General features: G+C 65.6%; 14 protein-coding genes and 1 tRNA gene. 7 read left to right on the forward strand and 8 right to left on the reverse strand.

Annotated features, from left to right (window positions below; genetic code table 11):
* Nucleotides 1–14: 14 nt before the first annotated feature.
* Nucleotides 15–1382 (forward strand): sugar porter family MFS transporter, encoded by a 1368-nt coding sequence (locus tag CFR71_RS06455; protein ID WP_110528843.1) that lies wholly within the window; start codon nt 15–17, stop codon nt 1380–1382.
* 69 nt (nt 1383–1451) lie between these two features.
* Here the strand turns inward: CFR71_RS06455 and CFR71_RS06460 are convergent, their stop codons facing one another.
* Both CFR71_RS06460 and CFR71_RS06465 read right to left on the reverse strand, forming a co-directional pair.
* On the reverse strand, nt 1452–1796 hold the full coding sequence (locus CFR71_RS06460; protein ID WP_110528846.1) for a hypothetical protein: 345 nt from the start codon (nt 1794–1796) through the stop codon (nt 1452–1454).
* Between the two features lie 97 nt (nt 1797–1893).
* Nucleotides 1894–3267, reverse strand: coding sequence for an amidohydrolase family protein (locus tag CFR71_RS06465; protein WP_110529091.1), 1374 nt, complete (start codon nt 3265–3267; stop codon nt 1894–1896).
* Between the two features lie 323 nt (nt 3268–3590).
* On the opposite strand from CFR71_RS06465, the gene CFR71_RS06470 reads away from it, so the two are divergent.
* Both CFR71_RS06470 and CFR71_RS06475 read left to right on the forward strand, forming a co-directional pair.
* Nucleotides 3591–4727 (forward strand): AGE family epimerase/isomerase, encoded by a 1137-nt coding sequence (locus CFR71_RS06470; protein ID WP_110529094.1) that lies wholly within the window; start codon nt 3591–3593, stop codon nt 4725–4727.
* A 105-nt stretch (nt 4728–4832) separates the two neighbouring features.
* Nucleotides 4833–5735 carry a sulfurtransferase gene (locus CFR71_RS06475; RefSeq protein WP_110528849.1) on the forward strand — a complete coding sequence of 301 codons (903 nt, stop codon included), beginning with the start codon at nt 4833–4835 and terminating at the stop codon, nt 5733–5735.
* Between the two features lie 360 nt (nt 5736–6095).
* Here the strand turns inward: CFR71_RS06475 and CFR71_RS06485 are convergent.
* From CFR71_RS06485 to CFR71_RS06505, 5 genes are all read right to left on the reverse strand, one after another.
* Nucleotides 6096–6171, reverse strand: a tRNA-Glu gene (locus CFR71_RS06485).
* 69 nt (nt 6172–6240) lie between these two features.
* On the reverse strand, nt 6241–8097 hold the full coding sequence (gene recJ / locus CFR71_RS06490) for a single-stranded-DNA-specific exonuclease RecJ (RefSeq protein WP_408891717.1): 1857 nt from the start codon (nt 8095–8097) through the stop codon (nt 6241–6243).
* 117 nt (nt 8098–8214) lie between these two features.
* Nucleotides 8215–9549, reverse strand: a complete 1335-nt coding sequence (locus CFR71_RS06495) for a homoserine dehydrogenase (RefSeq protein ID WP_110528856.1) — start codon at nt 9547–9549, stop codon at nt 8215–8217.
* 26 nt (nt 9550–9575) lie between these two features.
* Nucleotides 9576–10814, reverse strand: a complete 1239-nt coding sequence (locus CFR71_RS06500; RefSeq protein ID WP_110528859.1) for an LL-diaminopimelate aminotransferase — start codon at nt 10812–10814, stop codon at nt 9576–9578.
* Between the two features lie 87 nt (nt 10815–10901).
* Entirely contained in the window at nt 10902–11894 is a 993-nt protein-coding gene (locus CFR71_RS06505) for an OmpA family protein (protein ID WP_110528862.1), read from the reverse strand.
* Nucleotides 11895–12065: 171 nt separating this feature from the next.
* Here CFR71_RS06505 and CFR71_RS06510 point away from each other — a divergent pair, with 171 nt between their 5' ends.
* A complete protein-coding gene (locus tag CFR71_RS06510; protein ID WP_110528865.1) occupies nt 12066–12740 on the forward strand; it encodes an ATP-dependent Clp protease proteolytic subunit in 675 nt (224 codons plus the stop codon).
* A 222-nt stretch (nt 12741–12962) separates the two neighbouring features.
* Nucleotides 12963–13964 carry a ferritin-like domain-containing protein gene (locus CFR71_RS06515; protein ID WP_110528868.1) on the forward strand — a complete coding sequence of 334 codons (1002 nt, stop codon included), beginning with the start codon at nt 12963–12965 and terminating at the stop codon, nt 13962–13964.
* An 88-nt stretch (nt 13965–14052) separates the two neighbouring features.
* Here the strand turns inward: CFR71_RS06515 and CFR71_RS06520 are convergent, their stop codons facing one another.
* On the reverse strand, nt 14053–14568 hold the full coding sequence (locus CFR71_RS06520; protein WP_110528871.1) for a hypothetical protein: 516 nt from the start codon (nt 14566–14568) through the stop codon (nt 14053–14055).
* 438 nt (nt 14569–15006) lie between these two features.
* Between CFR71_RS06520 and CFR71_RS06525 the strand changes: the two genes are divergently transcribed.
* Together CFR71_RS06525 and CFR71_RS06530 are read left to right on the forward strand one after the other, a co-directional pair.
* Nucleotides 15007–15447 carry a hypothetical protein gene (locus tag CFR71_RS06525; RefSeq protein ID WP_110528874.1) on the forward strand — a complete coding sequence of 147 codons (441 nt, stop codon included), beginning with the start codon at nt 15007–15009 and terminating at the stop codon, nt 15445–15447.
* Between the two features lie 11 nt (nt 15448–15458).
* Nucleotides 15459–16028, forward strand: a complete 570-nt coding sequence (locus CFR71_RS06530) for a cytochrome b (RefSeq protein ID WP_338042956.1) — start codon at nt 15459–15461, stop codon at nt 16026–16028.
* Nucleotides 16029–16450 lie beyond the last annotated feature (422 nt).

Genomic DNA, 16450 nt, shown 5'->3' on the forward strand with positions numbered 1-16450 from the left:
GAAAGAAAAGAATAATGGCGCAGGACAAGAACGTGGCTTCCACCCCTCCCATCGTCGGGCTGATCGCGGGCGTCGCGGCGACGGGGGGGCTGCTGTTCGGGTATGACACGGGCATCATTTCCGCGGCACTGCTGCAGATCACGGGCGATTTCGCGCTGGGCACGCTGGGGCAGCAGGTGGTGACGTCGGCGATCGTCGCGGGCGCGCTTGGGGGATGCCTGATGGCCGCCCCGCTGTCGGACCGGCTGGGGCGGCGTTACATGATCATGTTTGCGGCGCTGGTGTTCATTTTCGGCACGCTGATGGCCTCGTTTTCCCCCGGCGTGTCGCTTCTGGTCTTCGCGCGCTTCATCCTTGGCCTTGCGGTGGGGATGTGTTCGCAGATCGTGCCGGTCTATATCGCGGAAATCGCCCCGCCTGAAAAACGCGGGCAGATGGTGGTCCTGTTCCAGATGGCGGTGGTGGCAGGCATCCTGATTTCCTTCATCGCGGGCTATGTGCTGCGTGACCAGTCATGGCGGCTGATGTTCGGGCTGGGCGTGGTGCCGGCGGTGGTGCTGTTCGTGGGCATGTCGCTGCTGCCGCGCAGCCCGCGCTGGCTTGCGATGAAAGGCAACCTCGAAGGCGCGTTCGAGGTGCTGCAGCGCCTGCGGCGCGACCCCGCCCTTGCCCGCACGGAGCTGGAGGCCATCGTCGCCATGCATGACGAGCAGGCGCCCTGGTCCGCCCTGTTGCAGCCGTGGGTGCGGCCCGCGCTTGTCGCCTCGGTCGGGGTGGCGCTGTTCTGCCAGATCACGGGCGTCAATGCGGTGCTGTATTACGCGCCGACCATTTTCGCGGGGGTGGGGTTTGGCAAAAGCTCCGCCCTGCTGACTTCCATCGCCATCGGGGTCGCGATGCTGGCCTCCACCACGTTCGGCAGCTGGGCCGTCGATGCGTGGGGCCGGCGCACGCTGCTGCTGCGGCTTATTCCCGGGGCGGTGGTGTCGCTGCTGGTGCTGGGGACGATGTTCGCCATTGGCGCGACGCAGGGGATCAATACCTGGATCACGGCGGCGGCGGTCGTGTGCTATGCCATCTTCAACGTCGGCAGCCTGTCGGTCGCGGTCTGGCTGGTGGGGGCGGAGGTCTATCCCCTGTCATGCCGCAGCAAGGGGATGAGCCTTGTCGCCGCGACGCACTGGGTGGCGGACCTTGTGGTGTCGCTGACGACGCTTTCGCTGGTGCAGACGCTGGGGGCCGCGGGCACGTTCTGGATGTTCGCGGCGCTGAATTTCGCGGCGTTCGTGTTCGTGCTGCGCTATGTCCCCGAAACGCGCGGCCGCTCCCTGGAGGAAATCGAGGCGTCGCTCAGGAACGGGACCTTCGGCGCGATGGGCTGAAGGCTGGCGCGGGGATGGCTGTGGCATGTCCCGCGCCGGGCCGTCATGGCGTCTTGCGGGCAGTCTTCCTCAGCTCGCGGCCGGGGTGGGGGGCAGGGTCTGCGCCCCGCCATCGCGCAGGTCGTCAAACGCCTCGTCCAGCGTGCCTTCGGAGACGAAGCAGACCAGCACGTCCTCGCTTTCCTCCTTGGCGCGGCGCGCGGGCGTGATCACGCTGTCCCAGTCGCGGCGCAGGGAGTGGACACGACCGATTTCGGGGCTGAGGAATTCCCATGATCCCCCCTTGGTGGTCGATCCCATGACGGTGGTCAGCAGGAAAATCGCCGGCTGGTCCGGCAGGTCCTCCGGCGGGCGCTTGAACTGGTAGATCGTGCCCGATTTTCCGAATTCGGTGAACGAATGCCATGGTTCCATCGTGGGTGTCTCCTTTTCATCTTCCCTGTGCCATAGGCCTGTCCATTCTCCTGCATACAAAAGCGCATGCAACCAATGCGTACGGGCGTGGGGGCGCTTACTTCGCGCCCGTCAGCGGCCCGTCGGTCATCACCCCGCGCTGCCATACCTGCGCGATGTGGTGCATGTCCCCGATGTCACGCTCGGGGTGCCCGTCCACCACCAGCAGGTCGGCCCGCCTGCCCGGCGCGATGGTCCCGCGATCCGGCAGCTGCAGCAGTGCCGCGGCATTGCCGGTCGCCAGCGATATCGCCTGCAACGGTGTAAGTCCCGCCGCGACCGAAAGGTAGAGTTCCCGATGTTCCGCAAATCCGGGGATGCGCGTGGGCATCGCGCCTGAATCGGTGCCGAAGCCGACATGGATGCCCGCGCGGTACAGCGCCAGAAGATTGTGCATGTTCATCGCCAGCGCCTTGCGCGATGCCGCCGTCAGGGGCGCGGACAGGGTTTTTGCCCGCCATGCGGGATCGGCGAACTGCGCGCGCAGGGCGGGATCAAGGCCGGCGGAAAGGAACGGGTCATCCAGCCATTCGGGGTGTTCGGCAAAGATGTAGTTGGCCTCGTCAAGGCCAAGCGTCGCGATGTACCACGTGCCATGCTGTTCCATGTCTTCGATCAGCGCGACATCCACCGCCTGGTCGCGCACGCCATGGGCCAGGATGTCCACCCCCGCCGCGACAAGGGCGCGGGCATCGGACAGGTCATGGATATGCGCGGCCACCCGCTTGCCACGCAGGTGGGCCTGCGCGATGGCGGCGCGATAGACTTCGGGCGACATCTTGGGCAGCGGCTTTGCCCCCGGCACGCCATTGCGGAAATCATCGACCCACAGCTTGATGAGGTCCGTGCCCTCGTCCGCCATGCGGTCCACGGCGGTGCGGGCCTCATCCGCCGTGGTGGGGCGGAAGACCTCGTCCGGGGAAAGGTTGAAGCGGTTCTGTGGCGGGACGCCGTCCGGCGCGCCTATGCCCTGGTCCACGCCGAACAGGTCCGCCCCGGGGTTGCGTCCCGCGTGCTGTTCACGGCGCAGTTCGTCGAACAGGGGGGATTTGTTCAGCCCCAGCGCCGTGACCGTCAGCACCCCATACCGTTCGTACTGGCGCAGGGCGGCCAGGATATTGGCGCGCGTGTAATTCTGTGACCCGTTGGTGGCGCCCGAGACCTGTCCGACATGGCTGTGATCGGAAATCAGGCCCGGCAGGACCGTGCGGCCCGTCAGGTCGACCCGTCGCGCATCGCGGGGCGCGGACAGGTGGGGGCCCACGCCCACGATCTTCCCCCCATCCATCAGGATGGAGGTATCGGCCTGCGCCTGCGCGCCCGTCCCGTCGATGACGGTGGCATGTTCCAGCAGTACCGGACGTGCGAGGGCGCTGCCGCCACAGGTCAACGCGAGTGTGGTCGCCAGGATGAATTTTCCCGCAATCTGCATCTTTACGTCCTTCGTGCCGGTCAGGAGGGCAAGCATGATAGCAGTAAAACTGCATACAGGCGCCGTGTGGCGAAAGCGCCCGAAAACCCGCGAGGTCACGCAATGCTGTACACCCAGGCAACGGACAGGCGGCGGAAGACGCGGATTGTCTTTACGAATGGCGGCTGCGACCTTATTCACCCCATCAGGTAAGGAAACCTTGTCCCCGCCCGCCGATGGGCGTGGCATGGCGCGGCAGGCAGGCCCGGCGCGGCCCATGAGTGGAAAAGGCGCGCACGGCTCATACGGGGCGCGCCGACGGGAACACGAAAGAGGGTGTCGAATTGTCTCAAGACGCATGGCGTCTCTGGCTGTCGCGGGGCGCGCTGCCCCTGTGGTCGGGAATCGGCTTTGATACCGCGCGGCGCCTGTTCCACGAACGCCTGACGTTCGACCGGCGGCCCATTCACCTGCCTGAACTGCGCCTGATGGTGCAGGCGCGCCAGATTTCCACCTATTGCCGCGCGCAGCTTGACGGGTTCTGTCCCACGGCGGGGCAGGCGCTGGACTGCCTGCATGAGGTGGAACGCCGTTACTGGCGCAGCGACGACGCGCCGGGGTGGATCTTCTCCCTCGGGCCGGACGGGCGGCCCGCCGACCGGCGGCGCGACCTGTATGCACATGCCTTCATCCTGTTCGCCTATGGCTGGGCCTACCGGGCGTCGCGCGATGACGCCTACCTTGCGGTCGCGCGCGAGACGGCGCTGGAAATCGACCGGATATTCCTGACAGGCGGGGGCGGCTATCTCGACACCGTGCCGCCTGCCGACACCATCCACCGGCAGAACCCGCACATGCACCTGCTGGAAGCCTATCTGGTGCTGTTCGAGGTCTCGGGCGAGCTTTTTTATCTGGAGCATGCCCGCGATCTGGTCCTGCTGGCGCTGGAACATTTCATCCTGCCGGGGACAGGGATGCTGCTCGAAACCTTCAACAGCGCATGGGCCCCGCTGCAGGCGGCGGGACATAACCGGGTGGAACCGGGGCACCTGCTGGAATGGTCGTGGCTGTTTTCGGAATTCGCGCGGCTTGCACCACGGGCGGCGGAGGTGCCGGCGGTGCTGGCGGCCCGGGACCGGCTGGCGGATACGGCCATCACCTGTGGCGTGGATCCCGACAGGCAGGTGGTGTGTGACGCGATTACCGAAGATGGCGCGCGGCTGGAGGAATCAACGCGGATCTGGCCGCAGACGGAACTGATGCGCATACTGGCCCGCCGGGCGCGCGATGGCGATGCGCGTGCGGCCACGGCGCTGACGCGGCTGAGCGGGAATTTCTTCGAACAGTACGCGCCCGCCCGCCTGCGCGGTGGATGGATCGACCGGCTGGACGTGCATGGCGTCTCCCTGACCGATCATATGCCCGCCAGTTCGCTGTATCACATCTATGGCGGGGCGGTGGATTTCATCCTTGGTCGCTGAAGGGGACAGGCCCGTTCACGGATAAGGGAGGGTCCTGCCCAGATCATGGCCGGGACGTGCCCTGTCGCCTCCATCGGTGGCATCATTGCTGATAGTGGTGGGGGCATGTCCACAATCATGCGGGAAGCCCTTATGCCGATACCTGTTCTTTATTCGCCCGATGATGTCCGCAGGCTCGCCGCAGAGGGAAAGGCCCTTCTGATCGACGTGCGGGACAAAAAGGACTTTGACGCCGGGCATATCGCCGGGGCCGTCAACATGCCCGACATCTTCACCTATCTGGCGGAAACCACGCAGGACGGGCTGGCGACGCTGCAGCGGACCTTTGCCAGCCTTTTCGCGGAATACGGGCTGGATGGCAAAAAGACCGCCATTGTCTATGAAGATGCGCTGCATACCCGCTATGGGGCGTCCTGCCGCGGATACTGGATCCTGCGTTACCTGGGGTATCCCAGTGTCGGCATCCTTGATGGCGGGCTGAGCGCGTGGCGCAGGGCGGGGGGCACGTTCACCACCGAAACCACGACGCCCGTGCGCACCGAATTCCCGCTCGGCATAAATGGCGGCCTCATGGCCACGTATGAGGACGTGATGGCCGCCCTGCGATCGGGGGGTGTCAAGCTGCTGGATAATCGCGACAGGGTCGAATGGCTGGGTGACAGTTCATCGCCCTATGGCGTCGATTTCGCGCCGCGCAAGGGACGGATTCCCGGCGCGGTGTGGATCGAGTGGTATGATTTCATGAAGGTCACGGACAACCACGCCTCTTTCCGCGATGCGGCGGAAATCCGCGCGCTTGCGGCATCACGCAACCTGCATCCGGATGATGACATCATCATCTACTGCTTCAAGGGCGCGCGGGCGGCCAATACCTATGTCGCCCTGACGGCGGCGGGCTTTACCCGCCTGCGCATATATATGGGGTCATGGAATGAATGGTCCCGTAATTCCGCCCTGCCGATCGAGGACGGTCTGCCCAAGGCGGCGGCGCCCTATTCCGGGCGTTAGGAAAACGTCAGAATATAACAGAAGTTTTTGGGTGCCGCCTTTTTTCAAAAAGGCGGCGTTCTTCGAAGCTTTTTGCAAAAAAGCTTCACCAAAAACTTTTCTGATGATTGTGCCGGATGTTCGCAGGGGATTTTTGAGCCATTTCCCTGAGCGCAGCGTCCGGGCATTTTCCATCAGGCGTATGACTGGATAGGGAATGGACGCAAATAGGACGCGCCAGACAAATTCCTGATCTTCAGGTAGTTGCGTGCCCGATGGTTCATGAAGAATGGAATTGCGTCCTGACAGGCATGATATGAAAATCTGTCCTGCGGCAGAAAGGCAGGCATTTCCATAATGATGGAAAGTGCGTGCATGCCGTGGCGTCCCGTACGGGATTCGAACCCGTGTTGCCGCCGTGAAAGGGCGGTGTCCTAGGCCTCTAGACGAACGGGACTAAAGGCGTGAGCGGGTAGATATCCCGCCTCGGGGGGGCGGTCAAGCCCCTGAAATGAAAATATGAAAATTAATTGGCAAACGCTGCGTCACGGATGAAGAAACTCGCGGTCGTGCGGCCGTTCCAGCTTTCGGCGCGCAGCCATCCGGCCAGATGCAGCGGCGCGGCGTTGCGATCCTCCAGCACGGGGGTCATCGGGTTGTCGCCCGCGCGGAACAGCAGCGCCTTCAGGCGTGGGCCACCGCCTTCGCCTTCGATCAGCAGGCGCAGCGTATTGCCCTCCCGCCCGATGCGATCGGCGCGCACCACGCGCACGCGCGGCAGCGCCAGCAGGGGTTCGTCATTGCCCGCGCCGAACGGGGCCAGGCGCCCGATATCGCTCGCCAGTTCGACGGAGGCCGCCGCGACGCCCACGATGCCCTCGATGCTGAGGTCCACGGCATCGGGCAGGGCCGCCGCCGTGGACAGGCGTTCGTTGAGGAATTCATGCAGGGCGGGGATGTCGTCTGCCCTAAGGCCAAAGCCCGCCGCCATCGCATGGCCGCCGCCCGATGTCAGGTGGCCGGCCTGCCGCGCGGCGATGATGGCCGTGCCAAGGTCGATCCCCGGGACGGAGCGGGCCGATCCCTTGACCGTCCCGTCCTCCAGCATCGCGCCGACCAGGACGGGGCGGTTGAATTTTTCCTTGACCCGGCCGGCCACGATCCCCACCACGCCGGGATGCCAGTCGCGACCGCACAGCAGCAGCACCGCATGCCCTTCCTCGCGCTGGCGGGCGGCCATGTCCATGGCGATGTCAAGGATGTCGGTTTCCACCGTCTGGCGGCGGCGGTTGACCGCATCCAGCCGTTCCGCCAGACGCCGTGCCTCCAGCGCGTCCTCGCATAACAGCAGTTCCAGCCCCAGCCCGGATTCCGCGATCCGGCCGCCCGCGTTGATGCGCGGCCCCAGCGCGAACCCGCAGGTAAAGGCCGAAAGCGGGTCTGTCACGCCCGCGACCTCCATCAGCGCGTTCAGCCCGGTACGCTGGCGGCGGGCCATGATTTTCATGCCCTGCGTGACAAAGGCCCGGTTCAGCCCCGTCAGCGGCATGACGTCGCATACGCTCGCCAGCGCCACGAGGTCCAGGTAATCCATCAGCTGCGGCGCGGGGCGGCTTTCGAACCATCCCTGCCGCCGCAATATCCCGGCCGTGGCGACAACGCTCATGAAGGTCACCGCCGCCGCGCATGACCCGTTCAGGCGGGAGGTGCAGTCCGGGCGGTTGGGATTGACCGTCGCGACGATGCGCGGCAGGTCGCCCTGCACCTTGTGATGGTCCAGCACGATGATGTCCGCCCGCGCGGACAGGGGGGACAGGACATCGGACGCCGCCGTGCCGCAGTCGACGCAGACGATCAGGCCCGCCCCATCGGCGATCATCGCCTCCAGCGCCGGGGTGTTCGGCCCGTATCCCTCGCTCATGCGGTCGGGAACGTGGGTGATGACGCGACAGCCCATCTGGCGCAGGAAATGCGTCAGCAGTGCCGCCGAACACGCCCCGTCGACGTCGTAATCGCCAAAGACGCCGACGGTTTCGCCCGCCGTGATGGCCTGCGCCAGCCGCTGTGCCGCCCGGTCCATGTCGGTCAGGCAGGCGGGGTTGGGCATCAGCGCGCGCAGGGTGGGGGTCAGGAAATCCGTTACCCCATCGGGCGCGATGCCGCGCATCGCCAGCATGCGGCCAACGATTTCGGGCACCCCGGCCTGCTGCATGATGGCCATGCCCATGCGCGCCGTCACCCCGGCGTCGCGGGTGATTTCGGGATCGCGCCACAGCCACCGCCGCCCGGTCAGGCTTGAACGCACGCCCAGCACCAGCGGCGTGTCGTCCTGCGGGGGCAGTGGACTTTCCGCCAGCACGTCATCCGCCATGCCTGTCGCCATGTCCGTCATGCCCGCGCCCCCTTTTTCGTTCCTGTCATGCGCGATGGGGGCGTGGGGATGCGGGGCATGGGTGGTCCTTGGCGGCGTGATGGGATGTCGGGCGGCGATCAGGGGGGCTCAGTCCCCTTCGATGCGGATCATGGCCGGTTCGTCGAGCACCGACTTGAGCAGCGCGATGTGCCTGAGCGCATGCAGCATCGCGGCCTCGCTGGTGTGGTGCGTGATCAGCACCAGCGGCACGCTGTAGGTATCGTCAGGCAGCAGGGTGCGGGCCTGCGCGTGCTGCAGCATGGTATGCAGCGACACGCCATCATCGCGCAGCACCGCCGTGATGTCGGCCAGCACGCCAGGACGGTCCACCACGTTCAGGCGCAGGTAATACCGCCCCGTGAACTGCGTGCGCGACAGGGCGACGGCCTGCGTCAGGCCGTCGGTGCTGCGGCCCCATACGGGAATGGCGTTGCCGCGCGCGATGTCGATCAGGTCGGCGGTGACGGCGGTGGCGGTCGGCCCTTCGCCCGCGCCGCGTCCCTCCAGCATCAGGCGGCCGACAAACGCGCCTTCGACCACGACGGCGTTGAACACGCCATCGACCTGCGCGATGGGGGTGGACAGGGGGACAAGGCAGGGATGGACCCGCGCCTCGATCCCGTTGTCATGCTGCCGCGCGATGCCCAGCAGCTTGATGCGATAGCCCAGTTCGCGCGCGAAATGCAGGTCCAGCGCGCCGATGCGCCGGATCCCCTCGATATAGACCGAGGCGAAGACGACCGGCCGCCCGAACGCCAGCCCCGCCAGGATCGCCAGCTTGTGCGCCGCGTCCACGCCGTCCACATCGGTCGAGGGATCGGCCTCGGCATAGCCGAGCTTCTGCGCCTCGGCCAGGATATCCGCGAAATCGCGCCCCGTCTCGCGCATGGCGGTCAGGATATAGTTGCAGGTGCCGTTGAGGATGCCGCCGACCTTGAGGATACGGTCCCCCGCCAGCGCCTCGCGCACGGTCTTGATGGCGGGAATGCCGCCCGCCACCGCCGCCTCGAACATCAGGGGGACATCGGCCTTCTGCGCCAGTGTCGCCAGTTCCGCGCCATGGATGGCCATCAGGGCCTTGTTCGCGGTGACCACCGGCCGGCCATTTTCCAGCGCGCCCGTCACGATCCTGCGGGCGATGCCTTCCGCGCCGCCCACCAGTTCGACCACGACATCCACGTCGGGATGCGCGCACAGCCCGGCGGCGTCATCGCACCACGCGACATCCGACAGGTCCACGCCGCGATCGCGCGTGCGATCGCGCGCGCTGACGGCGGTCACGACCAGGCGGCGCCCGGCCCGCGCGGCGATCAGCGCGGCATTTTCACGCAGCATCCTGACGACGCCGACGCCAACCGTCCCCAGTCCCGCGATGCCGACACGCAGGGGAGGGGGCTCAACAGGGGAAGCAGCAGCAGTCATCTCTTTTCCGTAGGGGTGGGGGGCATTCATGAAACGGAATCCGTTATGGCGGGATCGCGCCGGGCGGGGGTGGCGGCATGGCCCGCGTTGTGGGCGGTCATGAAATGACGGATCGCGCGGGTTGCCTGACGCAGGCGCTGGGTGTTTTCCACCAGCCCGATCCGCACGAAGCCTTCGCCATGTTCGCCAAAGCCGAGGCCCGGGGCGACAGCCACGCCCGCCTCCCGCAGCAGCATCTTGGAAAAGTCCACGCTGCCCATCTCGCGGAACTGCGGGGGGATGGGGGCCCATGCGAACATCGACCCTTCGGGGGAGGGAACGTCCCACCCGGCCGCGTGCAGCCCGCGGATCAGCACGTCGCGGCGTTCGCGATAGATGTCGCGGATTTCGGCAACGCAGTCCTGCGGCCCGCTGAGGGCTGCGACGGCGGCGACCTGGATGGGGGTGAACGCCCCGTAATCGAGGTACGACTTGATGCGCGTCAGTGCCGCGATCAGGCGCGGATTGCCCGCCGCGAATCCCATGCGCCATCCCGCCATGGAATAGGTCTTCGAAAGGGAGGTGAACTCCACCGCGATGTCCTTCGCCCCCGGCACCTCAAGGATCGAGGGGGGGACGCGGTCGCCGAAATAGATCTCGGCATAGGCGAGGTCGGACATGATCCAGATGTCATGCTTGCGCGCGAAGGCCACCAGTTCGCGATAGAAGTCGAGGTCCGCGACATAGGCGGTCGGGTTTGACGGAAAATTGACAATCAGCGCCGTGGGTTTTGGCACCGAATGATGCACCGCGCGGTCCAGCGCGCGCAGCATTTCCTCGTCCGGGGTGGCGGGAATGGACCGCACGGAGGCGCCGGCGATGATGAATCCGAACTGGTGGATCGGATAGGACGGGTTGGGCACAAGGATGGTGTCGCCGGGACTGGTGATGGCGGCGGCAAGGTTCGCCAGCCCTTCCTTGGACCCCAGCGTTGCGATCACCTCGGTTTCGGGGTCGAGGCCGACATTGAAGCGGCGTTCGTAATACCCCGCCAGCGCCCGGCGCAGGCCGGGGATGCCACGGCTGACGGAATAGCGGTGCGCGCGGGGATCCGCCACGGTTTCCACCAGTTTCTGCACGATGTGCGGCGGGGTGGGGGTGTCGGGATTGCCCATCCCCAGATCGATGATGTCCTCGCCCCGGGCGCGTGCCGTGGCCTTGGCCTTGTTCACCTCGGCGAAAACATAGGGCGGCAGACGGCGGATGCGATGGAATTCTTCGGTCATGGGACTGCTCTGCGGCTGGCGGGACGGGATCGCGCCGGGTTGGAAATCTGAAGTCCCGTCCGACAGGATGACGGACGGGCGCGCATATTAGCGCACGATGCCGATTCTTGCACCAGTCCCGAAGGCGCTGGCGTGCAGGTGGATCGCCGATACCGGCACACCCTGCGCCACAAGGGCGCGCGCGATCGTCCGGCCGCGCAGGATCGCAAGCGACATCGCCTGCGCCTGTCCCCCCGCGCTGGCGGAGGTGGCGTCGCCGTACCCGTTGACCGCGATGTCGCTGTCGCCGCGCGTGCTCACCAGATTGGAAATCGTGCGGTCCTGCCCCGGCTGCATCTGGTCGGATCCCGCCTCGAAACGCACGGCCTTGCCCTGATCTTCGGCAAGCCGGTAGTCGGGCAGGGGACGGCTGATGACATCGTTGCCGCCCATGGCCCCGACCCCGTCAAGGACCACCGGCGCGGGCGGGGCCGCGGCAAGGGCGGGCAGGTTCTTGGGCAGGACCTGTTCATCGGTGGGCAGGGCGGACGTGACCTCCGGCATCGCGATCGGGGCGTCCGTCGCGCCGGTGCCCGTTGCGCCGGCGGCGGGCGCCGTGGCCTTCTGCGGCGCGGGCGTGGCCGCAGCGAACGAGGCGGACTGCGCGCCGCCGGCACGGGTGTCGGTCACGGGCGGGGGCGGCACGTCCGCGACGGAGGGAATCGGCCCCATCGTCGCGTCCTGCCGGTGGATCAGGTTGCGCTGCGCCTCCAGGTTCGTGGTGATGTCGTCGCGCAGGTCCTGCGATGGCAGGACGGGCGGGTCCTTGGGGCCGAGGCCGATATGGGGATAGGGATCGTGCGCGCCCGGCGGCGGGGGGCGCTGCTGCCCGATGACGCCGCCCTGGTGGGTGTGGTACCAGTCCGTCAGGGTATCGACCGCGTCGCGGTGGCCCGAACATCCGCCCAGTACGGCCATGCCCGCCACGACCCATGCCATGCGCGCCCCGCCGCCCGATGCGTGGCCGATAATCCGCCGGATAACGCGCCGGTGCGTAAAAAAGGAGGCACCGGAACTTGGCGCGGGCGCAGGATTGCCCATATCCACTCCGTCAAAAGAAAACTGTCACACGATAGCTTCCTACTACCCTGTCGCGCCCGTCTTAGCGAGGGGCGGTTCCACCCGATGATGCGGACGGGGCTTGGCACCGCGTCCAAGGCAGCGCAGGATAGGAGGATGACTATGCCAGCCCCGGAGAAGAGGGAGAGCCCCATGAACGGCATGCAGCCGAAAGATCGCGTCCGCATGGATGACGAGGATCCCCGCGATCCCGACATCCCCGAACCCCAAGGCCCGGAGACCGAGGAACCCGATCGCAACCGCACGCTCTCCTCGCCCATCAGCGAACTGGAAAGCCGCCTGTTCGATCAGCGCAAGGTGCTGGTGTTCGGCCCCATCAATGACAAGATCGCCCGTGACGTCACGGGGCGCCTGCTGGCGCTGGCCGGGGCGTCGGACCGGCCGATCGACGTGTATGTCAATTCGCCCGGTGGCCATGTCGAAAGCGGTGACACCATCCACGACATGATCCGCTTTGTCGATTCGGTGGCGCCGGTCAACATGATCGGCACCGGCTGGGTCGCGTCGGCCGGGGCGCTGATTTTCGCCGCGGGCAACAGGGAGCGGCGCTTCTGCCTGCCCAACACGCGTTTCCTGCTGCACCAGCCGATGGGCGGCGTGCGCGGTCCGGCGACGGACATCGACATCGAGGCGCGCGAGATCGTCAAGATGCGCGAACGGCTGAACCGCCTGTTCGCGCGTGAAACCGGGCAGTCCTATGAAAAGGTCTGCAAGGATACGGATCGCAATTACTGGATGTCCGCGCAGGAGGCCATCGACTATGGCCTGGTCACCCGCGTGATCGACAAGATCTCCGACATTCATTGATCCATGACAAGGGCGGCGGTCCCAGCAGGTTCCATACTGCCGGGGCCGTCACGGCGCACACAACAGGGTCCGTCAGGAATCCAGCGTCCCTGCGCAATGAAGAGCAGTTCCTTGCCCCGTCCGCGCGGACGTGATCATGCGCGGACCGGGCGACGGGCTGTTTTTTTGATGCCAGCCGAGCGGTGAGTTCCAGCGATACCGTTTCGATCAGCGAGCTGACACATGAATTCACTTTCAGACATCTATACCAATCTGCCAGAAGCGCGCGATCCCGGCATGGCCACGCCCGAAGCCGTGGCAAAGGCCGATTACACCGCCCGCCACTGGTCCAGTCCGGTGGCCGGCCCGCTGCGGCCCGGTTCGGCCGAACACAAGCGCGCCGTGGCCGAGATGTTCCGCGATACGTTCAATCCGTACAGGCCCTCGGTCATCGACTGGCCCAAGCTGGACCCCGAGACGCTGCACCGCGTGACCTCCCTGCCGATCTGGGACATCGCCGTCCAGACCGAGGGCAAGGCCCGCCTGCGCATGGCCGCGTACGCCCGCCTGATTGACGACCCGGACATGAAGGACGCCCTGTCGCGCAACGCGTGGGAGGAAAACCGCCACAAGGAAGTCCTGTCCAAGATGGTGGAGGCATACGGCATCCCGCTGGCGTCGGAGCCCACCTATCACGAGCCGCGCGATGTTGAATGGGCCTATCTTGTCACCGGCTTTTCCGAATGCGTGGACAGCTTCTTCGCCTTCGGCCTGTTCGAGGTGGCGAAGCGTTCCGGCTTTTTCCCGCAGCCGCTGATCGATACGTTCGAGCCGGTGATGCAGGAGGAATGCCGCCATATCCTGCTGTTCGCCAACTGGCTGGCATGGCACCGCGCGACGATGCCGCTGTGGCAGCGCCCGTGGTTCGAGATCCGCGTCCTCGCGGTGTGGGTGTTCCTGGTGTACGAACGGCTGGGCATGGCCAAGACCATGGACGCCGAGGGCAATGTCCATGAACAGGACAACAACTTCACCGTCAACGGCACCAAGGAGGTGGCGGCCATGGACATGCCGCTGCGTGATTTCCTTGACCTGTGCCTCAATGAGAACGAGCGGCGCTTTGCCGGCTATGACCCGCGGCTGCTGCGGCCGAAGCTGGCGCCGAACCTTGCTCGGTTCCTGCGCTTTTTCCTGCCGCGCACCCCGCGCTCGCGCGCGCTGGAAAGCGGGCAGGCCGCGGCCTGAGCACGTTTCCCGCCCATGCCGCGCGGCAGTGGGCGGGACGGCTGGTTCCCGCTGCGTTGCATGATCGTGGCGCAACGGGCGTGCCTTCCTACAGCGTCGCCTTTGCCGGGGCGGGGGCGAAGTCAAGCTGCCCGAGATAGGCATGGCGCTTGGCGGGCACGATGTCGCCGATCTGGCTGCCGCTGATGCGGGCATAGCCGAATACCTTGCTTTCCTCTTCGTCCGACCCGATGGCGAGACCTGCGAAATTCTGGCCTTTCTCATCGCTCAGGTGCCAGACGTCGCCGCGCACCACCGCATCGAACTTGTAACGGAAACCCGGCAGGACCTTTGTCAGGACCGGGCTCAGCACATCCGTCACATCCAGCGCGCTGCGCACGAATTCGGTGCAGAATTCGTCCGGGGCGAAATATCCCTTCATCTCCGGCGTCATCAGGATCAGGCCCGGCCGGATGCCTTCGTTCGACACCAGGCGGCTGCGGATCACGAGCTTGGGTTCGTCACGTGAGATTTCGGAGGTCAGCATGACCGTTCCCACCGGAACGGCAAGCAGGTCGGGCACGACCTTCATCTGTGTCAGGGGAAGGGTGGACAGGGTGGTCATCGGTTGTCTCCGCTTGCGTGCGATATCCTGCCAAGAAGACGGCCGGGCGACTGTGCGCTTACTGTCCGGCCGACGCAACCGGCCGGTGGCCCAGCCGTCCGGCTGGGGTATGGCTCGGTCGCGTCTGTCGCGGGGCGCGCGGCAGGGGGCGTGGGGCCTCCATTCTGATGAGGTGATGGAGAAGCGGCGGAATATGATGAAAAACCACGGATTAGACCACGCGGTCACCTGACGGCCGGCCCGGCGGCGGCGGCTGTCGCCGCCATGACGGGTGGCCTGCCCGCGACGCAGGGCCTTCAGCTATGGGTGAGGATATTGGATCTTCCCCAAAGACGGCGTTATCCTGCCCTTCCGACCCGGGGGCCTGTCGCGCATGGACAGCCTGAGGCACAGGCGAAGGGGCTGGGTAACAGGGCAAGTGCGATGAGCGGAGGACGGATGATGGTCGGATATGGAAGAAATACCCCAAGGCGGCTTCTGGTGGCGGGATTGCTGATGGTGGGCATGGTTGGCGCGACGGGCGTGGCGCAGGCACGTCCCAACCCCGCCAGTGGCGGCGGCAACGCCAATGGCGGAACTTATGGCGGGGCCTACGGCGCGGGCTATAACGGCGACAGTCGCCTGGACAATTATGGACCCAGCGGTACGATGCCGCAGTACAGCGCCCCCGAAATGGGCACCGGCAGCGGGGATGGAATTCCCGGCAATGGCAACGGTTACGGTGGCGGCTATGGCGACGGGGGCGGCATCCAGCCACAGAGCACCATCCCCGGTGGCTCCAGCGAGGCCGTGCCCGGCATGGGATCGCCCGATGGCGGGACGTTCAGCAACATGAACATGGGTGGCGTGGACAGTTCCGCCCCTCCGGGCATGAACTGAGTGGGGATCGCGTGGCGCGCCCTTCCATGTCCCTGACGCCGGGGCCGTCGCCTGTACGGTACAGTGTGGAGACACGCTGGCTGCACTGGCTGACGGCGGTGATGGTGCTGGTGCAGTTCGGCCTTGGCGAAGGCTGGGGCTTCCTGCCGCGCGGCACGCCCCCGCGACTGTGGATGATCGCGGCCCATACCTCGATCGGGGTGCTGCTGGCGGCGACGTTCCTGACCCGGATCGTATGGGCCGTGACCGGCGGGCGGGCCATACGGTTCCCGGTGATCACCCCGCTCGACCATCTTGCCCGTCTGGTCCACTGGCTGCTGTATGTCATGCTGGGGACGGAAATCGGGCTGGGCTACATGCTGCGCTGGTCGCGCGGGCGGCCCGTCATGGCGTTTGGCGTGCCGATCAATTCCCCGTTCGCCGATATGGGCGTGGCGGTACAGCGGGTCGTGGGACAGTGCCATCACTGGCTGGCCTGGGGCCTGATCGTGGTCGCGGGCCTTCATGCGCTGGCGGCCATCTATCATGCCGTCATCTGCCGCGATGGCGTGCTGCAGCGGATGCTGCCACAGCGCGGGTAATCCCCGCGCCAAAGCATTACATAATTGTAATCATGCTGAATGGCCATGCGCCTGCCGTGGCAGGCATCGTGAATGATTCCGCGATACGATAGGACTATATTCCTGAGAAAATAGCAAATCAGTGGGACTGTATTGGCCCAAGTATAGGATAGTATTCTTATTATTATCTGGAGAATCCGCAAATATTCCCTGGCAAAGCCGAACATATACGGAATATGTTGAAATCTTGCCGGAAATGTCGCAATTCAGGCGAAAAATAAAAATATTTCTGGGAAAACAGGCCGGGAAAATGGCGGCCAAAGTTGGGAAAATTCGAATTAATACATTGATAAATAACAATAATACAGGATGGTCGCCCATATCCCCTTAGCCGGGCGCCGCGTGCATTCAATTTCATTGCATCAGATATGTATCTTTGCCCT

This window comes from Novacetimonas pomaceti, from assembly GCF_003207955.1.
Classification (GTDB): domain Bacteria; phylum Pseudomonadota; class Alphaproteobacteria; order Acetobacterales; family Acetobacteraceae; genus Novacetimonas; species Novacetimonas pomaceti.